This window comes from Dongia soli, assembly GCF_034044715.1.
Lineage (GTDB): Bacteria > Pseudomonadota > Alphaproteobacteria > Dongiales > Dongiaceae > Dongia_B > Dongia_B soli.
This window is the reverse complement of the sequence record NZ_JAXCLW010000001.1, coordinates 1,053,981-1,071,324: the sequence shown is the minus strand read 5'-3', so window position 1 is coordinate 1,071,324 and position 17,344 is coordinate 1,053,981. Positions and strand designations below refer to the sequence as shown.

Sequence of the window (17,344 nt, the reverse complement as noted above, 5' to 3'; positions counted from 1 at the left end):
AGGCGCCCGCCTTAACGACCCTCAGCTCCAGACCAGCCAGCGCACCATCCAGGCAGCGCCGACCAAGCTCCAGAAGGTGATATCGGTCAGCAGCGCTGCGACTGCGGCGATGATGCCGATCAGCCCCCAATTATACTGCCGTCGACAGAGCGCAACGATCCCAGCGATCAGGGCCAGCGGCGCCAGCAAGATCGTCGTCCGGTAAAAGGCGGCGATGGCGAAGATCACACTGAGAGCCCCGGCAACCGGCGGCTTGAATGGCATATAACGGCGAAAGGCGCCCCGATCTTCGATCGGCGCGCCTTCATGATCGATCACATCCCGGTCGGTGATCTCGCCGGCAAATGCCGCATCGGGCAAACGCTGCGGCGCCGACTTCCCGGGCTGTGCGGGAAGATTGCCGGGACCGGACAGGGAAGCGGCCTGGGAAGTAGGATGCTCGAGCGAGTCCTGCGTCATCCACGCCCTTTCGACACGGCGCTTATTTCGGCGCCACCACCATGATCATCTGGCGGCCTTCCATCTTCGGATGGGATTCGACCTTGGCGATGGCGTCGAGCTCTGCCTTCACCTTGTCCAATACCTTCACCCCCAGTTCCTGGTGCACCATTTCACGGCCGCGGAAGCGCATGGTGACCTTCACCTTGTCGCCTTCTTCGAGGAAGCGGTGGATCGCGCGCATCTTCACATCATAATCATGCTGGTCGATGCCGGGGCGCATCTTGATCTCTTTGACCTCGATGACCTTCTGCTTCTTCTTGGCTTCGTTTTTGCGCTTCTGATTTTCGTATTTGAACTTGCCGTAATCGAGGATCTTGCAAACCGGCGGCGTCGCAGTAGGCGAAATCTCGACGAGGTCGAGGCCGGCTTCGGCTGCCATGCTCAGTGCTTCGCGGGTTGTCACCACGCCATGCATGGAGCCGTCTTCCAGCACCAGCCGCACTTGCTGCACATTGATCTGATTGTTGACTCGCGGCCCCGCATCGCGAGATGGCGCGTTGTCCTGGGTGTTGAACCTAGATATGGAAAACTCCTGTCGCAGTTGACGTCACTAACAAACAAACCACCTGTCTCGGCGGGACCGGCCCGCCGCCCGAACGGTGGCGGCGCATTATGCCACCAAATACCCGCCGGGTTCAATTCGCCGGCTGCGCATGCGCAGCCGGCAATTTTGCCATGAAGCTTAAAACATCGATCATCCGACCGGTTGTCGCAAATCGGTCATTCTCATCGATCGAGCGGCGATTTCGCCTCGGCACCAAGCATTTCCACCGCCTCCGCCAGGGGCAGCACGCTCTGGTCATTGGAGCCGAGACGGCGGATCGCCACCGTGCCGCCTTCCTCGTCGCGCTTACCGACAGCGATGATGACGGGCACCTTGGCGAGGCTATGCTCGCGCACCTTATAGGCGATCTTCTCGTTGCGCAGATCGAGTTCGGTCTTCAAGCCGGCCGCCCGCAAGGCGGCGGCGACCTTCTCCGCATAAGGCGACGCATCCGAGACGATGGTGCAAACCACCACCTGCAACGGCGCCAGCCAGAGCGGAAACTTGCCGGCATAATGCTCGATCAGAATGCCGATGAAACGCTCCATCGACCCGAAGATCGCCCGGTGCAGCATGACCGGCCGGTGCTTCGCACCATCCTCGCCGACATAAGAGGCATCAAGGCGTTCCGGCAGGACGAAATCGACCTGCAACGTGCCGCATTGCCAGTCCCGTCCGATCGTGTCGCGCAACACGAATTCCAGCTTCGGCCCATAGAACGCGCCTTCGCCGGGATTGAGCGTGAATTCCAAACCCGCAGCCGTGGTCGCACCTTTGAGCGCTGCCTCGGCCTTGTCCCAGGTTTCATCCGACCCGGCGCGCTTTTCCGGCCGGTCGGAGAATTTCACCCGCACATCCTCGAAACCGAAATCGCGATAGACCGAGCGCAGCAAGTCGCAGAAAGCCTTGGTTTCGGTGACGATCTGATCTTCCGTGCAGAAGATATGGGCATCGTCCTGGGTAAATGCACGGACCCGCATGATGCCATGCAAGGCGCCCGACGGTTCGTTGCGATGGCAAGCACCGAACTCCGCCATGCGCAAGGGCAGGTCGCGATAGCTGGTCAGGCCCTGGCGGAAGATCTGCACATGGCCCGGGCAGTTCATCGGCTTCACCGCGAGCACATGATTCTCGTCATCCTGTACGATGAACATGTTCTCGTGGAACTTCTCCCAATGGCCGGACCGCTCCCACAAGCTGCGGTCCATGATCTGGGGGGTTTTCACTTCGACATAGCCGGCGTCGTCGAGGCGGCGCCGGATATAGTTTTCCAGCGTGCGGTAGAAGGTCCAGCCCTTCGGGTGCCAGAACACCGCGCCAGCCGCCTCCTCCTGCTGATGGAACAGGTCCATCTCGCGGCCCAGGCGGCGATGATCGCGCTTCTCGGCTTCTTCAAGCTGCGTCAGATAATCTTTCAGCTGCTTGTCATCGGCCCAGACCGTGCCGTAGATGCGCTGCAATTGGGGGTTGTTCGCGTCACCGCGCCAATAGGCGCCGGAGAGCTTCATCACCTTGAAGGCCTTGCCGAGCTTCGCGGTCGACGGCAGATGCGGCCCGGTACAAAGGTCGAGCCACTTGCCCTGGCGATAGATGCTGATTTCTTCGTCGGCCGGGATCTCCTTGATCCATTCGGCCTTGAAGGTCTCGCCGATCGATTTGAAGTAGTCCACCGCCTGGTCGCGGGTCCAGATTTCGCGCGTGATCGCTTCATTGCGATCGACGATCTCCGCCATCCGCTTTTCGATCTTGGCGAAATCCTCCGGCGTGAACGGCTCCTCGCGATGGAAGTCGTAATAAAAGCCGGTTTCGGTCGCCGGACCGAAGGTAATCTGCGTGCCGGGGTACAGCTCCTGCACCGCCTCGGCCATCACATGGGCGGCGTCGTGGCGCAAAAGCTCCAGCGCATCCGGGTGGGTTCGGGTGACGATTTCCACCTTGGCGTCATGATCGATGACCGTGGCGAGGTCCTTGACCTTGCCGTCAATTTTGATCGCCAGGGCCGCCTTGGCCAGGCCGGAACCGATGGAGGCAGCGAGATCGGCACCCGAAAGCGGCGCCGGATAGGGTCGCTGGCTGCCATCGGGCAGGGTAATCGTCGGCATTAATTCTTGTCCCATTGGTGCAAAAACGCCGGGAAACCGGCGAAGAGCGGGACTTTAGAAGGATTCGACCCGGTGTCAAGCATCGCACCGGCCACAGGCGCAATGCCCCTAGCCGGCGCGCCGCAGCCCGTGGTGAGATGCCGGATGATGCGGCCTGCCGCCGGGCCGTTCCGGCTTGTGATAGAGCCAGACGCTGGCGGGCGGCAGGTTCTGCAAGACACGATCCTGCACCCCGCCCTGAACCCCCAGCCGGCGCCGGGGCAGGGGCGAAAACAGGCCATAGGTGAATTGGATGAAAGGTGCGCCGGGCTCCAGCGCCGCGAAGGCCTGGGCGCCGATCCGGTATTGCACGGCCTTCTTCATCGAAAGCAGGGGCAGGCTGCTGACCACCGCCTTGACCGGCGTGATGCCTTCACGCTTCAGCAGCGATTGCAGATGCATGGCATCGCCGAGGATCACCCGCACATTTGGATAGCGCTCGCAGAGCAAGCGATAGAGGGTAGGATCGCGCTCGACGACAACCAGCCGCTCAGGCTGAGTGCCCGCCGCGAGGATCGCCCGGGTCACCGGCCCGGTCCCACCGCCCAGCTCCACGACATAGCCGTCACCGACAGGTATCTGGCGCGCCATGGCGGAGGCAAGTTCCGGGCTGCTGACGGCAACGGCGCCGATCTTCAGGGGATTCTTGAGCCAGAGCTTGAAGAGCAGCTTCGATTCGGCAAACATTTCGGCGGTGCCCAACGATATTCGGTAATCGGCGCCGTCATCAGCAAGGTGACAGAATCGGCGCATTCAAGTCAGGATATATAAGTCAAACGGAGCCCGAAACCCATAGTTCCAAGATAAGCATTCCAAGAAGATTGGCCGCCCCTCACGTCAATGTCAGAACGACCTTGCCGGTCGAGCGACGCTGAATCAGCAGATCGAAAGCTTCCTGAAAGCGTTCCAGCGGCAGCGCCTGCGAGACATGGGGCTTCAGCTTGCCGGCGCGATAGAGATCGGCCAAATCGCGGAAGCAAGCCTGCAGCAGGTCCGGGCGGTGCTGGCGGTAGGAACCGAAGAAGAAGCCCAGAGCATCGATATTTTTCACCAGCAGGATATTGGCCGGAATCTGCGGGACCTGGCCGGCGGCGAAGCCGACGACGATCAACCGGGCGCCCCAGGCGACACAGCGCAGCGATGCATCGAAGACCGCGCCGCCCACCGGATCATAGACCACATCTGCCCCCTGCTTGCCGCATTCGGCTGCGATCGCCTTGACGCGCTCGCGGATATCCTCGGATTTGTAGTCGATGGTGTAATCGGCCCCATGCGCCTTGGCGATGGCCAGTTTCTCGGCCCCGCCCGCCGTGGCGATCACCGTCGCCCCCATGGCCTTGCCGATCTCGACAGCCGTCAACCCAACGCCACCTGCGGCGCCATGCACCAGCAGCAACTCGCCAGACCGGAGATGGGCTTTCCACTGCAGGGCCCCCAATGAGGTGCCATAGGCGATGGGAAAACCGGCTGCGACGGGCCACTCCATGCCCGCCGGCACAGAGAAGACATCGTCGCTTCGGACCAGCGCCATTTCCGCAAAGGCGCCCTGATCGGCCATCGCCATCACCCGGTCCCCCGGCTTCACATGGGTGACATCGGGTCCGGTCTCGAGCACCGTGCCGGCCAGTTCCAGTCCCGGCACGAAAGGCAAAGGCGGCTTCGTCTGGTATTGCCCGGCGATCATCAGCGTATCGGCGAAATTAAGGCCCGCCGCGGCCACCTTGATCTTGACCTGGCCGGCGGCGGCCGCAGCCGGCTCCGGCACATCTGCCAGCTTCAGATCGTCAACCTTACCCCAGGCGACACATTGAATGGCGCGCATGCACGATCTCCGTGATGATTTGAATGGTTAGAACGGACAGTCGGCGGCGGGCCTGATCTGACCCGTCGGCGTCCCGGCCCAGTTCTTCAGGGTCGGCGTCAGCACATCGCGCAGCTTCATTTCCGCCGCCTCGTCGATCACCTTCAGATGCTTCAGCACCTGACCCATGACGATCTCGGCAGCGCGCCCGGCTCCGTCTTCCACCTTCAGGCAGATGCCGAGGCCGAGTTCCGGCAGCGCACCGCAATAGACGCCTTCGGCGCCCACCTTGATGGCCGCTTTCTTGCCTGTGGCATGCATCACCGTGGTGCAGAAGCGGTCGCTGCCGGCGACCATGAAGGGATCTTCCATCATTGCATCGAGGATGCGGCCAGCGGCCTTTGCGCGTTTTTCCGGCAGGCCGCTGGGATCGGCGAGACGCGCCATGGCGAGGGCGGTATTGCCGAGCGGGATGGCGATGACGGGGATGCCGCAGCCATCGATGCCGCGGGGCACCGCGCCCAGCTCGCAGCCGCTCATCTGTTCCAGCACACCGAGCAGCCGCTGCTGCACCGGATGTTCGTATTGGATGTAGTTCTTGGTCGGCTCGCCGAGATGCACGGCGGTGGTGAGGAAGCCGCTATGCTTGCCGGAGCAGTTGTTATGTGCGCGGGTTGGCCGTTCGCCATGGGCCCACATCGCTTGCGCCGTCGGCTCGTCATAGGGCATATGCGCGCCGCATTCGAGATCGTCCACCGTCAAGCCGACCTTGGCGAGCCAGGCCAGCACCGTCTCGGTATGCCGCTTCTCTCCGTTATGGGAAGCGGTCGCCAGGGAAATTTCCGCGGTGGTCAGACCGAAGCGATCGGCGGCGCCGGATTCGACCAGCGGCAGCGCCAGCAGCGGCTTGATCGCGGAGCGGCCGTAAATCGGCTGCTCGATATCGCCCCAGGCGCCCACGACATGGCCTTCGGCATCGACGATGGCCACCGTTGCCCGGTGCCGGCTTTCCACCATCTGGCCGCGCACCACTTCAACCAGGATCGGCGCGATATTGCGGTCGCTCCCCTGTGGAAAATGCGCTCGGACGGTGGGTTTATCGGCAGCGGGCTTGTCGGCAGCGGTCATGTCATCGGTCCGTCGGTTAGGGCATCTGTGTCGCGGTTTCTCTGCGGCACCTTGCCTTGCCCCCGCCCGCTATGCAAGTTGTGCGCAAGTCTGACAGAACGGATCGGTAAAATGGAGCGACAGCTGCCGCGCGGCTATTTCGGTATTGGCGTCGACGGGATTTCGAAGCCGATGAATCTGGGCGCCATTCTGCGCACCGCCCATGCCTTTCATGCCAGCTTCGCCTTCACCATCAATGCGGAATTCGATACCGACCTGGTGCTGCAATCGGATACCTCGGTCGCCATCAACAACATGCCGGTGCATGTCTATCCGGACCTGAGCGAGTTCAGCCTGCCCGTGGGTTGCCGGCTGGTCGGAGTGGAAATCACCGAAGATGCGGTCGACCTGCCAAGCTTCACCCATCCGCCCGCCGCGGCTTATGTGCTGGGCGCCGAACAGGACAGCCTGTCGCCGGCTTTGATCGAACGCTGCGATTTCATCGTCAAGATCCCGACCCGCTTCTGCGTCAATGTCTCGGTGGCGGCGGCTTTGGTCATGTATGACCGCATGATCAGTCTTGGCCGCTTCGCCGAACGGCCGGTCCGTGTCGGCGGCCCCACTTCTGTTCTGCCACAGCACCGCCACGGCCTGCCAAAATGGAAAAAGAAGCGCCTCGCCAAGGACGCGGCGGCGCAGAATGCCGCAGCTCCGGCGCCCGATAGGACTGGCTCCGGCAGCGATTGATCCCCATCTCTAGGCTGTTCCAAGGGAGTTCCCGGTATCAGGGGACCGTCCAACCCATGGTCGCCCAATGATCGGATTTTTCGATCATTATGTCTTAAATAATCCATTGGATAGATGGATTGGGAATTGTTATCTATCGCCTTGCCAATTCAACCCACAAGGACTGGAGAGTACAAAAATGTCATTGATTAACACCAACCTGAAACCCTTCAAGACCGAAGCGTTCAAGGGTGGGAAGTTCATTTCCGTTAGCGATGCGGATCTCAAGGGCAAGTGGTCGGTCTTCTTCTTCTACCCGGCCGACTTCACCTTCGTCTGCCCGACCGAATTGGAAGATCTCGCCGACAATTATGCCGAGTTCCAGAAGCTCGGGGTGGAAATCTACAGCGTCTCCACCGACACCCATTTCGCCCACAAGGCCTGGCACGACATGTCCCCGGCCATCAAGAAGATCAAGTACACGATGCTGGGTGATCCCACGCTGAAGATCAGCCGCAACTTCGACGTGCTGATCGAGGAAGCCGGTCTCGCCGATCGCGGCACCTTTGTCGTCGACCCGAACGGCGTAATCCAGATCGTCGAGATCACCGCCGGCGGCATCGGCCGTGACGCCAAGGAACTGCTCCGCAAGATCAAGGCAGCACAGTATGTCCACGCTCATCCGGGTGAAGTCTGCCCGGCCGCCTGGAAGGAAGGTCAGAAGACCCTCGCGCCGTCACTCGACCTGGTCGGCAAGATCTAAGCCGGCCTTACTTACCGGCGGTCTCCGTTAACCGCGGGATTATTTGAACCTGTGACCGGATTCGAGTTCGCTCGGATCCGGCTCGGGGAATCACCGTCTCTTTGCCTGGGGAACCACACCGATGTTGGACGCCAATCTGAAAGAACAGTTAGCTGCCTATCTGGAGCGCATCACGCAGCCGGTGGAACTGGTGGCGTCGCTCGATGACAGCGAAGCCTCCCGGGAAATGCGGGAGCTGCTGGAGGAAATCGCCGCTTTGTCGAACCAGGTCACGGTCGTGACCGACGGCGATGATGCCCGCAAGCCTTCCTTCGCCATTCGCCGCACCGGCACCGCGATCGCCGTGCGCTTCGCCGGCCTGCCGATGGGCCATGAATTCACCTCCTTGGTGCTGGCGCTGCTGCAAGTCGGCGGCCATCCCTCCAAGACCGCCGAAGAGGTCATTCAGCAGATCCATGGTCTCGACGGTGAGTATCATTTCGAAACCTATTTCTCGCAGTCCTGCCAGAACTGCCCCGATGTGGTGCAGGCCCTCAACCTGATGAGCGTCATCAACCCCCGGATCAAGCATGTCTCGATCGACGGCGCCTTGTTCCAGTCGGAAGTCGATTCGCGCCAGGTCATGGCCGTGCCCTCGGTCTATCTGAACGGCGAGCCTTTCGCCCAGGGCCGCATGAGCCTGGAACAGATCCTGGCCAAGATCGATACCGGCGCGGAAGCGCGCGCCGCCGCGAAGCTGAAGGACAAGGCCGCCTTCGATGTGCTGGTGGTGGGTGGCGGCCCGGCCGGCGCCGCTGCGGCCATCTATGCCGCCCGCAAGGGTATCCGCACCGGCGTCACTGCCGAGCGCTTCGGCGGCCAGGTGCTGGACACCATGGGCATCGAGAACTTCATCTCGGTGCCCCATACCGAAGGCCCCAAAATGGCGGCGGCGCTTGAAGAGCATGTGAAGACCTATGAGGTCGACATCATGAATCTGCAGCGCGCGGAGAAGCTCGTCCCCGGTGCGACGGCCGGCGACCTGCATGAGGTGCATCTCGCCAGCGGCGCCGTGCTGAAGGCCCGCAGCGTCATTCTGGCGACCGGCGCCCGCTGGCGGCAGATGAACGTGCCGGGTGAAGCCGAATACCGCAACAAGGGTGTCGCCTATTGCCCCCATTGCGATGGCCCGCTGTTCAAGGGCAAGCGCGTGGCGGTGGTCGGCGGCGGCAATTCCGGCGTCGAGGCGGCGATCGATCTGGCCGGCATCGTTGCCCATGTGACCTTGATCGAGTTCGACAGCCAGCTTCGCGCCGATGCGGTGCTGCAGGCCAAGCTGAACAGCCTGCACAATGTCACCGTCATCACCTCGGCCTTGACCACCGAAGTGCATGGCGATGGCAGCAAGGTGACGGCGCTGACCTATCGCGACCGCAACAGCGATACGCAGCATCGGATCGAACTTGAAGGCATCTTCGTGCAGATCGGCCTGGTGCCCAATACCGAATGGCTGAAGGATAGCCTGGCGTTGACCACGCGCGGCGAGATCGAGGTTGATCATCGCGGCCAGACGTCTCATCCGGGCATCTTCGCCGCCGGCGATGCCACCACGGCGCCTTACAAGCAGATCGTCATCGCCATGGGTGAAGGCGCCAAGGCATCCCTCGCCGCCTTTGACCATCTGATCCGGCAAGTGCCGACGGCCGATAAAGCGGCCGCCTGACACACTCCAGTCCACCGCCGGACCGGCGCCCAGTCGGCATCTTCGAAAGCCAGACTGGCAGTCGCCAAGACTTCCCCGGAACGGTCAACGACCAGTTCCGGGGATTTGTCATTTGGTCGGTGCCGCCTGCTTTTCGCGGAAGCGCCGCACCTTGTCCCGGGTGCCGCAATCTTCCATCGCGCACCAGCGCCGGGTGCCGTTTTTGCTGCTGTCATAGAATAGCCAACTGCAATCTTCTCCCGGGCAGCGTTTCAGCCTGGCCGGCTCGGCGGCGGTCAGCAAATCGACCGCATCGCGGGCGATGGCATGGCGCAGCCGGTCGACCGGTCTTGCCGCGTCCCGCCAGGAAAGCGGCCGGTCAGTGCCGGGAATTAGCCGCAGCGCCGACAAAGCATCTGTCATTGCCCCGTCCAGGGCATCAATATCCGCCGCCGCCATAGGACTGCCGTCGATGGCTGCCGTGAAGAGATTGCGCAGGCGCTCCCGCAGGCTGCGGAACCCTGTAAGGTCCCCCGCATCAGCCCCGGCGATCTCCCACCCCGCCCGCTTCGCCCAGGCCACGAAAGATGCGAGGTCCCGCAGCCGGTCGTCCCGTGGCGCCGGCCGGAGGAGAGAGAGCGTGTTGCAAAAATCCACCGCCAGCCGGCCCCCGCAAAACTCGTGGTTAGGCACCGGAACCAAAGAAGCCGCATTCTGCGAGTCGCCCGACATATTTCCGTGATACCTCCTAAATACGTTTGACTGGTTTCAATATCTCATGTCACATTGTAACTGTCAAAATGATTTTCACAGGTTACAGACATGACAACCGATCGCTCCTTGCCCGCCGGCGTCTGGATCATGGGTCTAAGTGTCTTCTGTTCGGCCTTCGGCCCGGCCTTGATTCGCCTGAGCCCCGTCGACGCCGCCTCGACCGCCTTCTGGCGCCTCGCCTTTTGCCTGCTGCCGGCTTTGTTGTTGGCCTATCGCGCCGGCCGGCAGACCGCCGCCAAAGAAAACAGGCCGACACCATTGTTCCCCACTTTGCCCCGACGAGATGGCGGCCTCGCCTTGCTGGCCGGCCTGCTTTATGCAGGCGACCTCGTGCTCTGGAACGGCGCCATCCTGCGCACCACCATCTTGAAGCCAGCATGCTGGTCATGATCTATCCGGTCCTGGTGGCGCTGATCGGCGTGACACTCCTGGCACAACAGGCCGGCTGGCGTTTGTGGACCGGCTGCGCGCTCTGCTTTGGCGGTATTGCCTTGATGTCAATGCACCGCTATAGCGGCCAGAGCGACTGGACCGGCAATACCATGGCGCTCGGGGCGGCTGTGTTCTATGCCGTCTCTTTCTTGATCACGGCTGAGCTGTCCCGGCGCCATGACGCAGCCATGGTGGCCTTTTGGGAAAGCCTCGGCGCTACCCTCGGCACCCTGCCGCTCGCCGTGGCGGAGCCGCATTTTCTGCCCAGGACGGCGCAGGACTGGGGCTTCATGATGGTCTATGCGGTGCTCACCCTCATATCACTGCTGGCCCTCAACCGCGCGCTGCGGGTCCTGCCGACTGCGATGGCGGCCACGCTCGGCTATGGCATGCCGGTCCTTGCGACGATTTTCGCGGTGCTGATTTTCAGCGAATGGCCGAGCGTCATGGCCTTGGCGGGGGGCGCGGTCATCGTCTGCGGCCTGGTCCTGACGACCCGCGACAAATCTGGTCAGGCAGCCGCGCCAGCCTAAACTTCCTGACATCCCGAATAAAACTGACAGTGCCTAAACCACGACTAAAACTGGATTTTCCGGCGTTAACCTGTTATCTTTCCGAACCGGAGAGAAGATCATGCGGAAGAAGGTTTTTGCCCTGGCAGGGCTTGCTGGGCTGTGGTTTATTGGCGCCGCTTTGCCGGCCCCGGCGCGAGCTGCCGCGGCGGAGCCGAAATTGCTTGGCATCTATGGCGACTGGCTGGCCAAGAGCGTGGCGGAAAACGGCACCACCTTGTGCTATATGAGCAGCGTTCCCAGTTCGGTCAGTGCCGGCGTCGATGGCCGATCGGCGACCGGCGCGATGATAACGCATGCGGCAGGTGGCGGCGCCCGGGATCAAGTCAGCATCGCGCTCGGCTTCAGCCCTCGGAAGGGGACGGGGGTCAGCCTGCGGATCGGCAAACGCAGTTACACGCTGCAGAAGATCCAGGGCGATCGTGCCTGGGCCAGCAGCAACAGCCTCGACCGTCAGATCGTGGCGGCGATGAAGAAAGCGGATTGGATGACCGTGCAGGCGACCTCAGCCGGCGGCACCAAGGCGCAGGACAAATACAGTTTGAGCGGTTTTGCCAAGGCCTATAGCAAGATTTCGCGGGCCTGCGGCATGTGAACGAACGTGATCGGATTGCCGGGCGTTCGGAAGGAAACGGAATGCAGATCGATCACCAGAGCAACGCGCCGCAGCCGGCAGCTATTGTCCCGGACGTAGCGGCAAAAGATGCGACGGCGACGGCGCAGAATGCCGAGTTCGTCAATCTTGTCGGCTTGAGCCGCGAAGAACTGACCGAGGCGATGACCTCGATCGGCCAGCCGGCTTTTCGCGCCCGCCAGCTCTGGAACTGGATTTATCATCGCGGCGAGACCGACTTCGCCAAGATGAGCAATCTCTCCAAGGACTTTCGCGCCGCGCTCACTGAGCGTTTCGTGGTGCAGCGCCCGGCGATCACCGTCGACCGCCAGTCGATCGACGGCACCCGCAAATGGCTTCTGAAGTTTCCCGACGGGCAGGAAGTCGAATCGGTGCATATCCCCGAAGAGGATCGCGGCACGCTCTGCGTCTCCTCCCAGGTCGGCTGCACGCTTACCTGCAAGTTCTGCCATACCGGCACCCAGAAGCTGGTGCGCAACCTGACCGCCGCCGAAATCGTCGGCCAGGTGATGAATGCCCGCGACCATCTCGGCGAATGGCCATCGCCCCAGGACGGGCGCATGCTGTCGAATATCGTCATGATGGGCATGGGCGAGCCGCTCTACAATTACGAGAACGTCGCCAAAGCACTGAAGATCGTGATGGATAGCGAGGGGATTTCCATCTCCAAGCGCAAGATCACCCTGTCAACCGCCGGCGTCGTGCCGATGATCGAACGCTGCGGCCAGGAACTGGGCGTCAGCCTGGCGATCTCGCTGCATGCCGTCACCGACGAGCTGCGCAACGAAATCGTACCGATCAACAAGAAATATCCGATCGCCCAATTGATGCAGGCCTGCCGCGATTATCCGACCTTGAGCAATGCCCGGCGCATCACCTTCGAATATGTGATGCTGAAGGGCATCAATGACAGCCCGGCCGACGCCCGCGCCTTGGTGAAGCTGATCAAGGGCATTCCCGCCAAGGTCAACCTGATCCCCTTCAATCCGTGGCCGGGGGCGCCTTACGAACGCTCGACCGATGCCGCGATCAACGCTTTCAGCGATATCGTCTTCAATGCCGGCTATGCCAGCCCGGTCCGCACGCCGCGTGGCGAGGACATCATGGCGGCCTGCGGGCAGTTGAAGAGCGAAAGCGTCAAGCTGCGCCGTTCGGCGCGCGACGCCGCCGCGTAGCGGCTGCCCACCTCAAGCGATCAGGCGCGCGCCCGGCTGGCTTCGCGGCTGTCATCGCGACCGACGCGGCCAGCGGGGTCGCAGCAATTGAGTGTCCCTGCGTGTAGCGATACCACATGATGGATTCCTTCCAATAACCGGAGAGGATCGATACGTTACGTTTTGATGTCGGACGTGATTTTTTTAGGGCACCCGTAAGTTTTTCTCGCAGCTCCGTGAAAATTCATCAGGCGCCCGATCACTTGCGCTGAGTTACGCTTCAGCAAAAGCAGTGAGGAGAGGGCGATGAACAGGATCGCACCGGCGGACACGTCTACGGACCGGTCCCGAGGAGAACGGCAAGCTGATGACTCGTCCCTGACGGATTGGTCATTGAATGCCATCGTTGCGGAATTGCGCCATTCGCGCGAATCAGCCAACAAGATCCGGCATCGCGGCGAGGTGCGGAACCTTCCCTCGCGTGCTGTGGTGGGCGAGATCGTCAATGATCTCTCGGCGGCGCTTTTCCCCACCCATTACGGCCGGCCGGACCTCAGCGACGACAGCATCGATTTTTATGTCGGCGACCGCTTGCATAACGGCCTAACGGCGCTCAAGGAACAGGTCAGGCGCAGCCTCTCCCTTGGTCGCGAGGCGTGCCACAAGGCGGAGACGCCGACGCCAGCCGAAGCGGTGCAATGCGCAGGTGAAATCACCAGCGCCTTCGCCCGCCAATTGCCGGAGATCCGTGCTGCGCTGGTCAGCGACCTGATGGCGGCCTATAGCGGCGATCCGGCGGCAACCAGCATTTCCGAGCTGCTGCTCTGCTATCCCGGTATCACGGCGATCATCCATCATCGTCTAGCCCACGCATTGCAACGCCTCGGCGCGCCCTTCATCGCCCGGCTGATCGCCAGCATCGCCCAATCGGCGACCGGCATCGACATCCATCCGGCAGCGCAGATCGATGCCGGTTTCTTCATCGACCACGGCACCGGCGTGGTGATCGGCGAAACCGCCATTATCGGCCGCAATGTGCGCCTCTATCAGGCCGTCACTTTGGGGGCGCGCAAACTGCCGGCCGACGAGACCGGCGCACTCGTCAAGGGCGGTGCGCGTCATCCGATCATCGAGGATAATGTGGTGATCTATGCCGGCGCGACCGTGCTCGGCCGCATCACCATCGGCCGCGATTCCATCATTGGCGGCAATGTCTGGCTGACCCAGAGCGTCCCGCCCGGCAGCATCATCACCCAGGCGAAGAGCAGCCACGGCGATCAGCATCTGATCAGCCTGGGCCTGCAGGACGGCAGCGGCATCTGAAACAAATCTGGACGACGCGGCGGGGACGACCTGCCGCGTCTCAGACGCGTTTGCTCATATGTACCAGGAAGCCGCCCTTGAACGGCTCCTCGCGGTCGAGGCCATAGCCGAGCCGCCGGTAGAGCGCGATATTCTCCGCAAACAGCTTGTTGGTATAGAGCCGAATCTCGCTATAGCCGCGCGAACGTGCCAGCTCTTCGGCATGCAATGCCAGACGCCGCCCATAGCCGCGCCGCTGGAAGTCGGGCGAGACGGCGAGATTTTCGATCAGCAGGTGATCCGCCATCGGAATGGTTTCGACCAGCGCCGCCAATCTATCGCCGACGACCAGCAAATCGATCAGATGTTCGCGCACCGCTTGGTCGTAATCCGCCGTCATCGGTTTCGGCTCGCGGCCCAGTACCGGCAGCCATTTCGCATAAGCCGCATGCGTTAGCGTCCGGATCGCCGAAGCATCCGCCGGCACTGCTCGTCGTAAAGTTTCGCTTTCAGCCATTTCCTGACATGTGTGATTGCTGCGTGGAGGGCGATGATAAGCATGCCACGCGGCCGGGCAAGCTTATGGAATGAACTTGCGACGCCGGAAATCCACGACGATTTCCACCAGCATCTTTTCTGTATCGACGAATTCATGGAAGCCGAAGCGCCGCGCCTTGGAGCCATCGGCGAACATGTCGTAATCCCAGGAGAAGACGAAATCGCCGAAGCGCGCCCGGCTTGCCGGGAAACCGCAAGGTTGGCGTACCCGGCCGTCATCGCCACCGACCCGGCGCGAGAGGCCGATGACGTCCCAATGTTCCAGCGTCTTCAGATGCTCAATGAGGTTGCGGCCGATCACTCCCTGTGCGCCCGCCACTAAAGCGACTTTTCGATCCGTTGTCATGGCATGTGCCTTATTCCGCCGAGCAGCTTGCAGCGACGCGCGGCGAGGCCACGGGCCGCCGATCGAGATACAGCGCCCAAAGCGCGACCAGGATGGCGGCCAACGGCACCAAAGCGGCGACCCAGGTCACGGCGCCGAGCCCCAGCCGGCTGTCGATCACCGCGCCGCCCAGCCAGGCACCGAGGGCGTTGCCGAGATTGAAGGCACCGATATTGAAGCTGGAGGCAAGGCTCTGGCCTGCACCTTCGGCTTTCTTCAGCACCCAGATCTGCAATGGCGGGACCGTGGCGAAGCCGGCAGCACCCAGCAAGCCGATGAAGACGACCGCAGCAATCTTGTCATGGAATGCGAAGGTCATCGCACCCAGGATCAGCGCCAGGGCCAGCATGCTGCCAAGCAAGGTCGGCAGCAGACGCCAGTCGGCCAGCCGCCCGCCCAGCAGGTTGCCGACCACGAGGCCGCCGCCAAAGACCAGCAGAATGGGCGAGACGGCGCTGTCGGCGAAGCCGGTGATCTGCGTCAGCAAGGGTGCAACATAGGTGAAAACGGTAAAGACACCGGCAAAGCCCAGAACGGTGGTTAACAAGCCCAGCAACACCGGACCCCGCAGCAAGGCGCGGAAATCAGCGGCGAGATTGATGGCTTCCGGCGCCGTCTTGTCGCGCGGCACGAAGAGGCCAATCACCGCCAAAGCGAGCACCCCGATTGCGCTCACCGCCCAGAATGTGGCGCGCCATCCCATTGCATGACCGAGCCAAGTCCCCAAGGGCACACCGAGAATATTGGCGACGGTGAGGCCGGTGAACATGATGGCGATGGCCGAGCCTGGCGCTGGGGCGCCACCAGACCCGTGGCCACCACGGAGCCGACGCCAAAGAAGGTGCCATGGGCAAAGGCGGTGATGATCCGCGCAGCCATCAGCCAGCCATAGCTCGGTGCCAGAGCGCAAAGCCCATTGCCCAGGGTGAAGATCACCATCAAGGCCACCAAAGTGGTCTTGCGCGGCAGCCGCGCCGTCACAGCCGTAAGCAGCGGCGCCCCGGCCACGACACCCAGGGCATAGCCGGAGATGAGCAGGCCGGCGGCGGCGATGGAGACATGGAGATCGCTGCCCACGTCGAGCAGCAGCCCCATGATGACGAATTCGGTGACGCCGATCCCGAAGGCGCCGGCGGTGAGCGCATAGAGAGCAAGTGGCATGGTAATTCCGTTCAAAACATCCACGAATGCGAGAAACGCAGAAAAAGTGGATGCAAAGGTGATTGTGGACTAGACTGCGCAAAAGAAAATCATCTGTGAAATGAACTCACCAAATGGCCCGTCTCGACGTCAATCGTTTTGGCGAAATGGAAGTCTTCGCCCGGGTGGTGGAGCTGGGCGGCTTTTCCGCCGCCGCCCGGGCTTATCGCATGACGCCTTCCGCCGTCAGCAAGCTGGTCGCCCGGCTCGAGGCCCGGCTCGCCGCCCGGTTGATCAACCGCTCGACCCGGCGCCTGGAGCTGACACCCGAAGGTTCCGCCTTTTATGAGCGCAGCATCCGGCTTCTTGCCGATCTCGACGAAGCGGAACGCGCTGCCGGGACGAGCGACGTCCCCTCGGGCCGGCTCCGGGTCAACGCCAATGTCCCCTTCGGCCGGCAGATCCTGCTGCCACTGATGCCGAAATTCCTCGATCTCTATCCGGCGGTGAAGCTCAATATCGTGCTGACCGATACGGTGATCGATCTGCTGGAGCAACGCACCGATGTGGCGGTGCGGGCGGGGCCGCTGAAAAGTTCCCGCCTGCTGGCCCGGAAGCTCGGCGAAACCCGCATGACCATCATCGCCGCGCCCAGCTATATCGAGCGCCATGGTCTGCCGCAAAAACCCGCCGATCTCGCCAGGCATAATCTGCTCACCTTCTGCTATGCCCGCGCCATCGAAGGCTGGCCGTTGATCGAGAACGGCACGCCGGCGATGGTGGCGCCACTTGGCAATACATTAATCAGCGATGGCGACGCGCTGCGTCAGTTGGTTCTGGCAGGTGTCGGCCTCGCTCGGCTCGGTGCTTTCCAGGTGCGGGATGACATCAGGGCAGGGCGGCTGGTGCCGGTGCTCGAAGACTGCAATCCCGGCGATACCGAGGATATTCACGCCGTCTTCCTCGGCCAGAACGGACCGCTGCCCTCGCGGGTCCGCGTCTTTCTCGATTTCCTCGCCGAACATGTGAAGCTCGACTAACCAGGGCAGCCTCACGCTTTAGGGTAGATGAAGCCCTTCATGAATGCGTGTTGCCGCCGCCCCGGACTGGGATTAGCTTCGCGCGACGG

18 protein-coding genes and 1 pseudogene are annotated in these 17,344 nt (G+C 62.2%); 9 read left to right on the top strand and 10 right to left on the bottom strand.

Translation table 11 applies throughout. The features are described from left to right. Window positions 1-21 precede the first annotated feature (21 nt). The 6 genes from SMD27_RS04825 to SMD27_RS04800 form a co-directional block, all read right to left on the bottom strand. Complete coding sequence (locus SMD27_RS04825; RefSeq protein ID WP_320507185.1) at window positions 22-459, bottom strand: hypothetical protein; 438 nt, start codon at window positions 457-459, stop codon at window positions 22-24. A 22-nt stretch (window positions 460-481) separates the two neighbouring features. Beyond that, window positions 482-1,024, bottom strand: a complete 543-nt coding sequence (infC, locus tag SMD27_RS04820) for a translation initiation factor IF-3 (protein WP_320507561.1) — start codon at window positions 1,022-1,024, stop codon at window positions 482-484. A gap of 203 nt (window positions 1,025-1,227) precedes the next feature. Then, complete coding sequence (gene thrS, locus SMD27_RS04815; RefSeq protein ID WP_320507184.1) at window positions 1,228-3,147, bottom strand: threonine--tRNA ligase; 1,920 nt, start codon at window positions 3,145-3,147, stop codon at window positions 1,228-1,230. Between the two features lie 108 nt (window positions 3,148-3,255). Beyond that, complete coding sequence (locus tag SMD27_RS04810; protein ID WP_320507183.1) at window positions 3,256-3,873, bottom strand: class I SAM-dependent methyltransferase; 618 nt, start codon at window positions 3,871-3,873, stop codon at window positions 3,256-3,258. A 145-nt stretch (window positions 3,874-4,018) separates the two neighbouring features. Next, a complete protein-coding gene (locus SMD27_RS04805) occupies window positions 4,019-5,008 on the bottom strand; it encodes an NADPH:quinone oxidoreductase family protein (protein WP_320507182.1) in 990 nt (329 codons plus the stop codon). A gap of 27 nt (window positions 5,009-5,035) precedes the next feature. Next, window positions 5,036-6,115, bottom strand: coding sequence for an asparaginase (locus SMD27_RS04800; protein WP_320507181.1), 1,080 nt, complete (start codon window positions 6,113-6,115; stop codon window positions 5,036-5,038). Window positions 6,116-6,226: 111 nt separating this feature from the next. On the opposite strand from SMD27_RS04800, the gene SMD27_RS04795 reads away from it, so the two are divergent. From SMD27_RS04795 to ahpF, 3 genes are all read left to right on the top strand, one after another. Continuing rightward, entirely contained in the window at window positions 6,227-6,841 is a 615-nt protein-coding gene (locus SMD27_RS04795; protein WP_320507180.1) for an RNA methyltransferase, read from the top strand. 178 nt (window positions 6,842-7,019) lie between these two features. Then, window positions 7,020-7,583, top strand: a complete 564-nt coding sequence (ahpC, locus tag SMD27_RS04790) for an alkyl hydroperoxide reductase subunit C (RefSeq protein WP_320507179.1) — start codon at window positions 7,020-7,022, stop codon at window positions 7,581-7,583. Between the two features lie 121 nt (window positions 7,584-7,704). Further along, the gene (gene ahpF / locus SMD27_RS04785) at window positions 7,705-9,285 is read left to right on the top strand and encodes an alkyl hydroperoxide reductase subunit F (RefSeq protein ID WP_320507178.1); all 1,581 of its coding nucleotides are present in this window, start codon (window positions 7,705-7,707) and stop codon (window positions 9,283-9,285) included. A 108-nt stretch (window positions 9,286-9,393) separates the two neighbouring features. On the opposite strand, the gene SMD27_RS04780 is transcribed toward ahpF, so the two are convergent. Then, the gene (locus SMD27_RS04780; RefSeq protein ID WP_320507177.1) at window positions 9,394-9,996 is read right to left on the bottom strand and encodes a CGNR zinc finger domain-containing protein; all 603 of its coding nucleotides are present in this window, start codon (window positions 9,994-9,996) and stop codon (window positions 9,394-9,396) included. 90 nt (window positions 9,997-10,086) lie between these two features. On the opposite strand from SMD27_RS04780, the gene SMD27_RS04775 reads away from it, so the two are divergent. From SMD27_RS04775 to epsC, 5 genes are all read left to right on the top strand, one after another. Continuing rightward, complete coding sequence (locus SMD27_RS04775; RefSeq protein WP_320507176.1) at window positions 10,087-10,428, top strand: hypothetical protein; 342 nt, start codon at window positions 10,087-10,089, stop codon at window positions 10,426-10,428. Then, window positions 10,416-11,003, top strand: a complete 588-nt coding sequence (locus SMD27_RS04770) for a DMT family transporter (RefSeq protein ID WP_320507175.1) — start codon at window positions 10,416-10,418, stop codon at window positions 11,001-11,003. Before SMD27_RS04775 ends, SMD27_RS04770 begins: the two co-directional genes overlap by 13 nt. 100 nt (window positions 11,004-11,103) lie before the next feature. Then, entirely contained in the window at window positions 11,104-11,637 is a 534-nt protein-coding gene (locus tag SMD27_RS04765; RefSeq protein ID WP_320507174.1) for an invasion associated locus B family protein, read from the top strand. Window positions 11,638-11,678: 41 nt separating this feature from the next. Beyond that, window positions 11,679-12,851 (top strand): 23S rRNA (adenine(2503)-C(2))-methyltransferase RlmN, encoded by a 1,173-nt coding sequence (rlmN, locus tag SMD27_RS04760; protein WP_379991098.1) that lies wholly within the window; start codon window positions 11,679-11,681, stop codon window positions 12,849-12,851. 285 nt (window positions 12,852-13,136) lie between these two features. Further along, the gene (gene epsC, locus SMD27_RS04755; RefSeq protein WP_320507173.1) at window positions 13,137-14,153 is read left to right on the top strand and encodes a serine O-acetyltransferase EpsC; all 1,017 of its coding nucleotides are present in this window, start codon (window positions 13,137-13,139) and stop codon (window positions 14,151-14,153) included. A gap of 40 nt (window positions 14,154-14,193) precedes the next feature. Here epsC and SMD27_RS04750 read toward each other — a convergent pair whose 3' ends face one another. From SMD27_RS04750 to SMD27_RS04740, 3 genes and pseudogenes are all read right to left on the bottom strand, one after another. Further along, window positions 14,194-14,649 (bottom strand): GNAT family N-acetyltransferase, encoded by a 456-nt coding sequence (locus SMD27_RS04750; RefSeq protein WP_320507172.1) that lies wholly within the window; start codon window positions 14,647-14,649, stop codon window positions 14,194-14,196. Window positions 14,650-14,712: 63 nt separating this feature from the next. Further along, a complete protein-coding gene (locus tag SMD27_RS04745; protein WP_320507171.1) occupies window positions 14,713-15,036 on the bottom strand; it encodes an NAD-dependent epimerase/dehydratase family protein in 324 nt (107 codons plus the stop codon). A 10-nt stretch (window positions 15,037-15,046) separates the two neighbouring features. Then, window positions 15,047-16,170: pseudogene (locus SMD27_RS04740) on the bottom strand (MFS transporter). Between the two features lie 179 nt (window positions 16,171-16,349). Between SMD27_RS04740 and SMD27_RS04735 the strand changes: the two are divergent. After that, window positions 16,350-17,255 (top strand): LysR family transcriptional regulator, encoded by a 906-nt coding sequence (locus SMD27_RS04735; protein WP_320507170.1) that lies wholly within the window; start codon window positions 16,350-16,352, stop codon window positions 17,253-17,255. Window positions 17,256-17,344 lie beyond the last annotated feature (89 nt).

Excerpts from the sequence above, each read along its gene's own strand:
- SMD27_RS04825 (WP_320507185.1), bottom strand. The coding sequence starts at position 459 with ATGACGCAGGACTCGCTCGAGCATCCTACTTCCCAGGCCGCTTCCCTG.
- thrS (WP_320507184.1), bottom strand. The coding sequence starts at position 3,147 with ATGCCGACGATTACCCTGCCCGATGGCAGCCAGCGACCCTATCCGGCG.
- SMD27_RS04810 (WP_320507183.1), bottom strand. The coding sequence starts at position 3,873 with ATGTTTGCCGAATCGAAGCTGCTCTTCAAGCTCTGGCTCAAGAATCCC.
- SMD27_RS04805 (WP_320507182.1), bottom strand. The coding sequence starts at position 5,008 with ATGCGCGCCATTCAATGTGTCGCCTGGGGTAAGGTTGACGATCTGAAG.
- SMD27_RS04800 (WP_320507181.1), bottom strand. The coding sequence starts at position 6,115 with ATGACCGCTGCCGACAAGCCCGCTGCCGATAAACCCACCGTCCGAGCG.
- SMD27_RS04795 (WP_320507180.1), top strand. The coding sequence starts at position 6,227 with ATGGAGCGACAGCTGCCGCGCGGCTATTTCGGTATTGGCGTCGACGGG.
- ahpC (WP_320507179.1), top strand. The coding sequence starts at position 7,020 with ATGTCATTGATTAACACCAACCTGAAACCCTTCAAGACCGAAGCGTTC.
- ahpF (WP_320507178.1), top strand. The coding sequence starts at position 7,705 with ATGTTGGACGCCAATCTGAAAGAACAGTTAGCTGCCTATCTGGAGCGC.
- SMD27_RS04780 (WP_320507177.1), bottom strand. The coding sequence starts at position 9,996 with ATGTCGGGCGACTCGCAGAATGCGGCTTCTTTGGTTCCGGTGCCTAAC.
- SMD27_RS04775 (WP_320507176.1), top strand. The coding sequence starts at position 10,087 with ATGACAACCGATCGCTCCTTGCCCGCCGGCGTCTGGATCATGGGTCTA.
- SMD27_RS04770 (WP_320507175.1), top strand. The coding sequence starts at position 10,416 with ATGCTGGTCATGATCTATCCGGTCCTGGTGGCGCTGATCGGCGTGACA.
- SMD27_RS04765 (WP_320507174.1), top strand. The coding sequence starts at position 11,104 with ATGCGGAAGAAGGTTTTTGCCCTGGCAGGGCTTGCTGGGCTGTGGTTT.
- rlmN (WP_379991098.1), top strand. The coding sequence starts at position 11,679 with ATGCAGATCGATCACCAGAGCAACGCGCCGCAGCCGGCAGCTATTGTC.
- epsC (WP_320507173.1), top strand. The coding sequence starts at position 13,137 with ATGAACAGGATCGCACCGGCGGACACGTCTACGGACCGGTCCCGAGGA.
- SMD27_RS04750 (WP_320507172.1), bottom strand. The coding sequence starts at position 14,649 with ATGGCTGAAAGCGAAACTTTACGACGAGCAGTGCCGGCGGATGCTTCG.
- SMD27_RS04745 (WP_320507171.1), bottom strand. The coding sequence starts at position 15,036 with ATGACAACGGATCGAAAAGTCGCTTTAGTGGCGGGCGCACAGGGAGTG.
- SMD27_RS04735 (WP_320507170.1), top strand. The coding sequence starts at position 16,350 with ATGGCCCGTCTCGACGTCAATCGTTTTGGCGAAATGGAAGTCTTCGCC.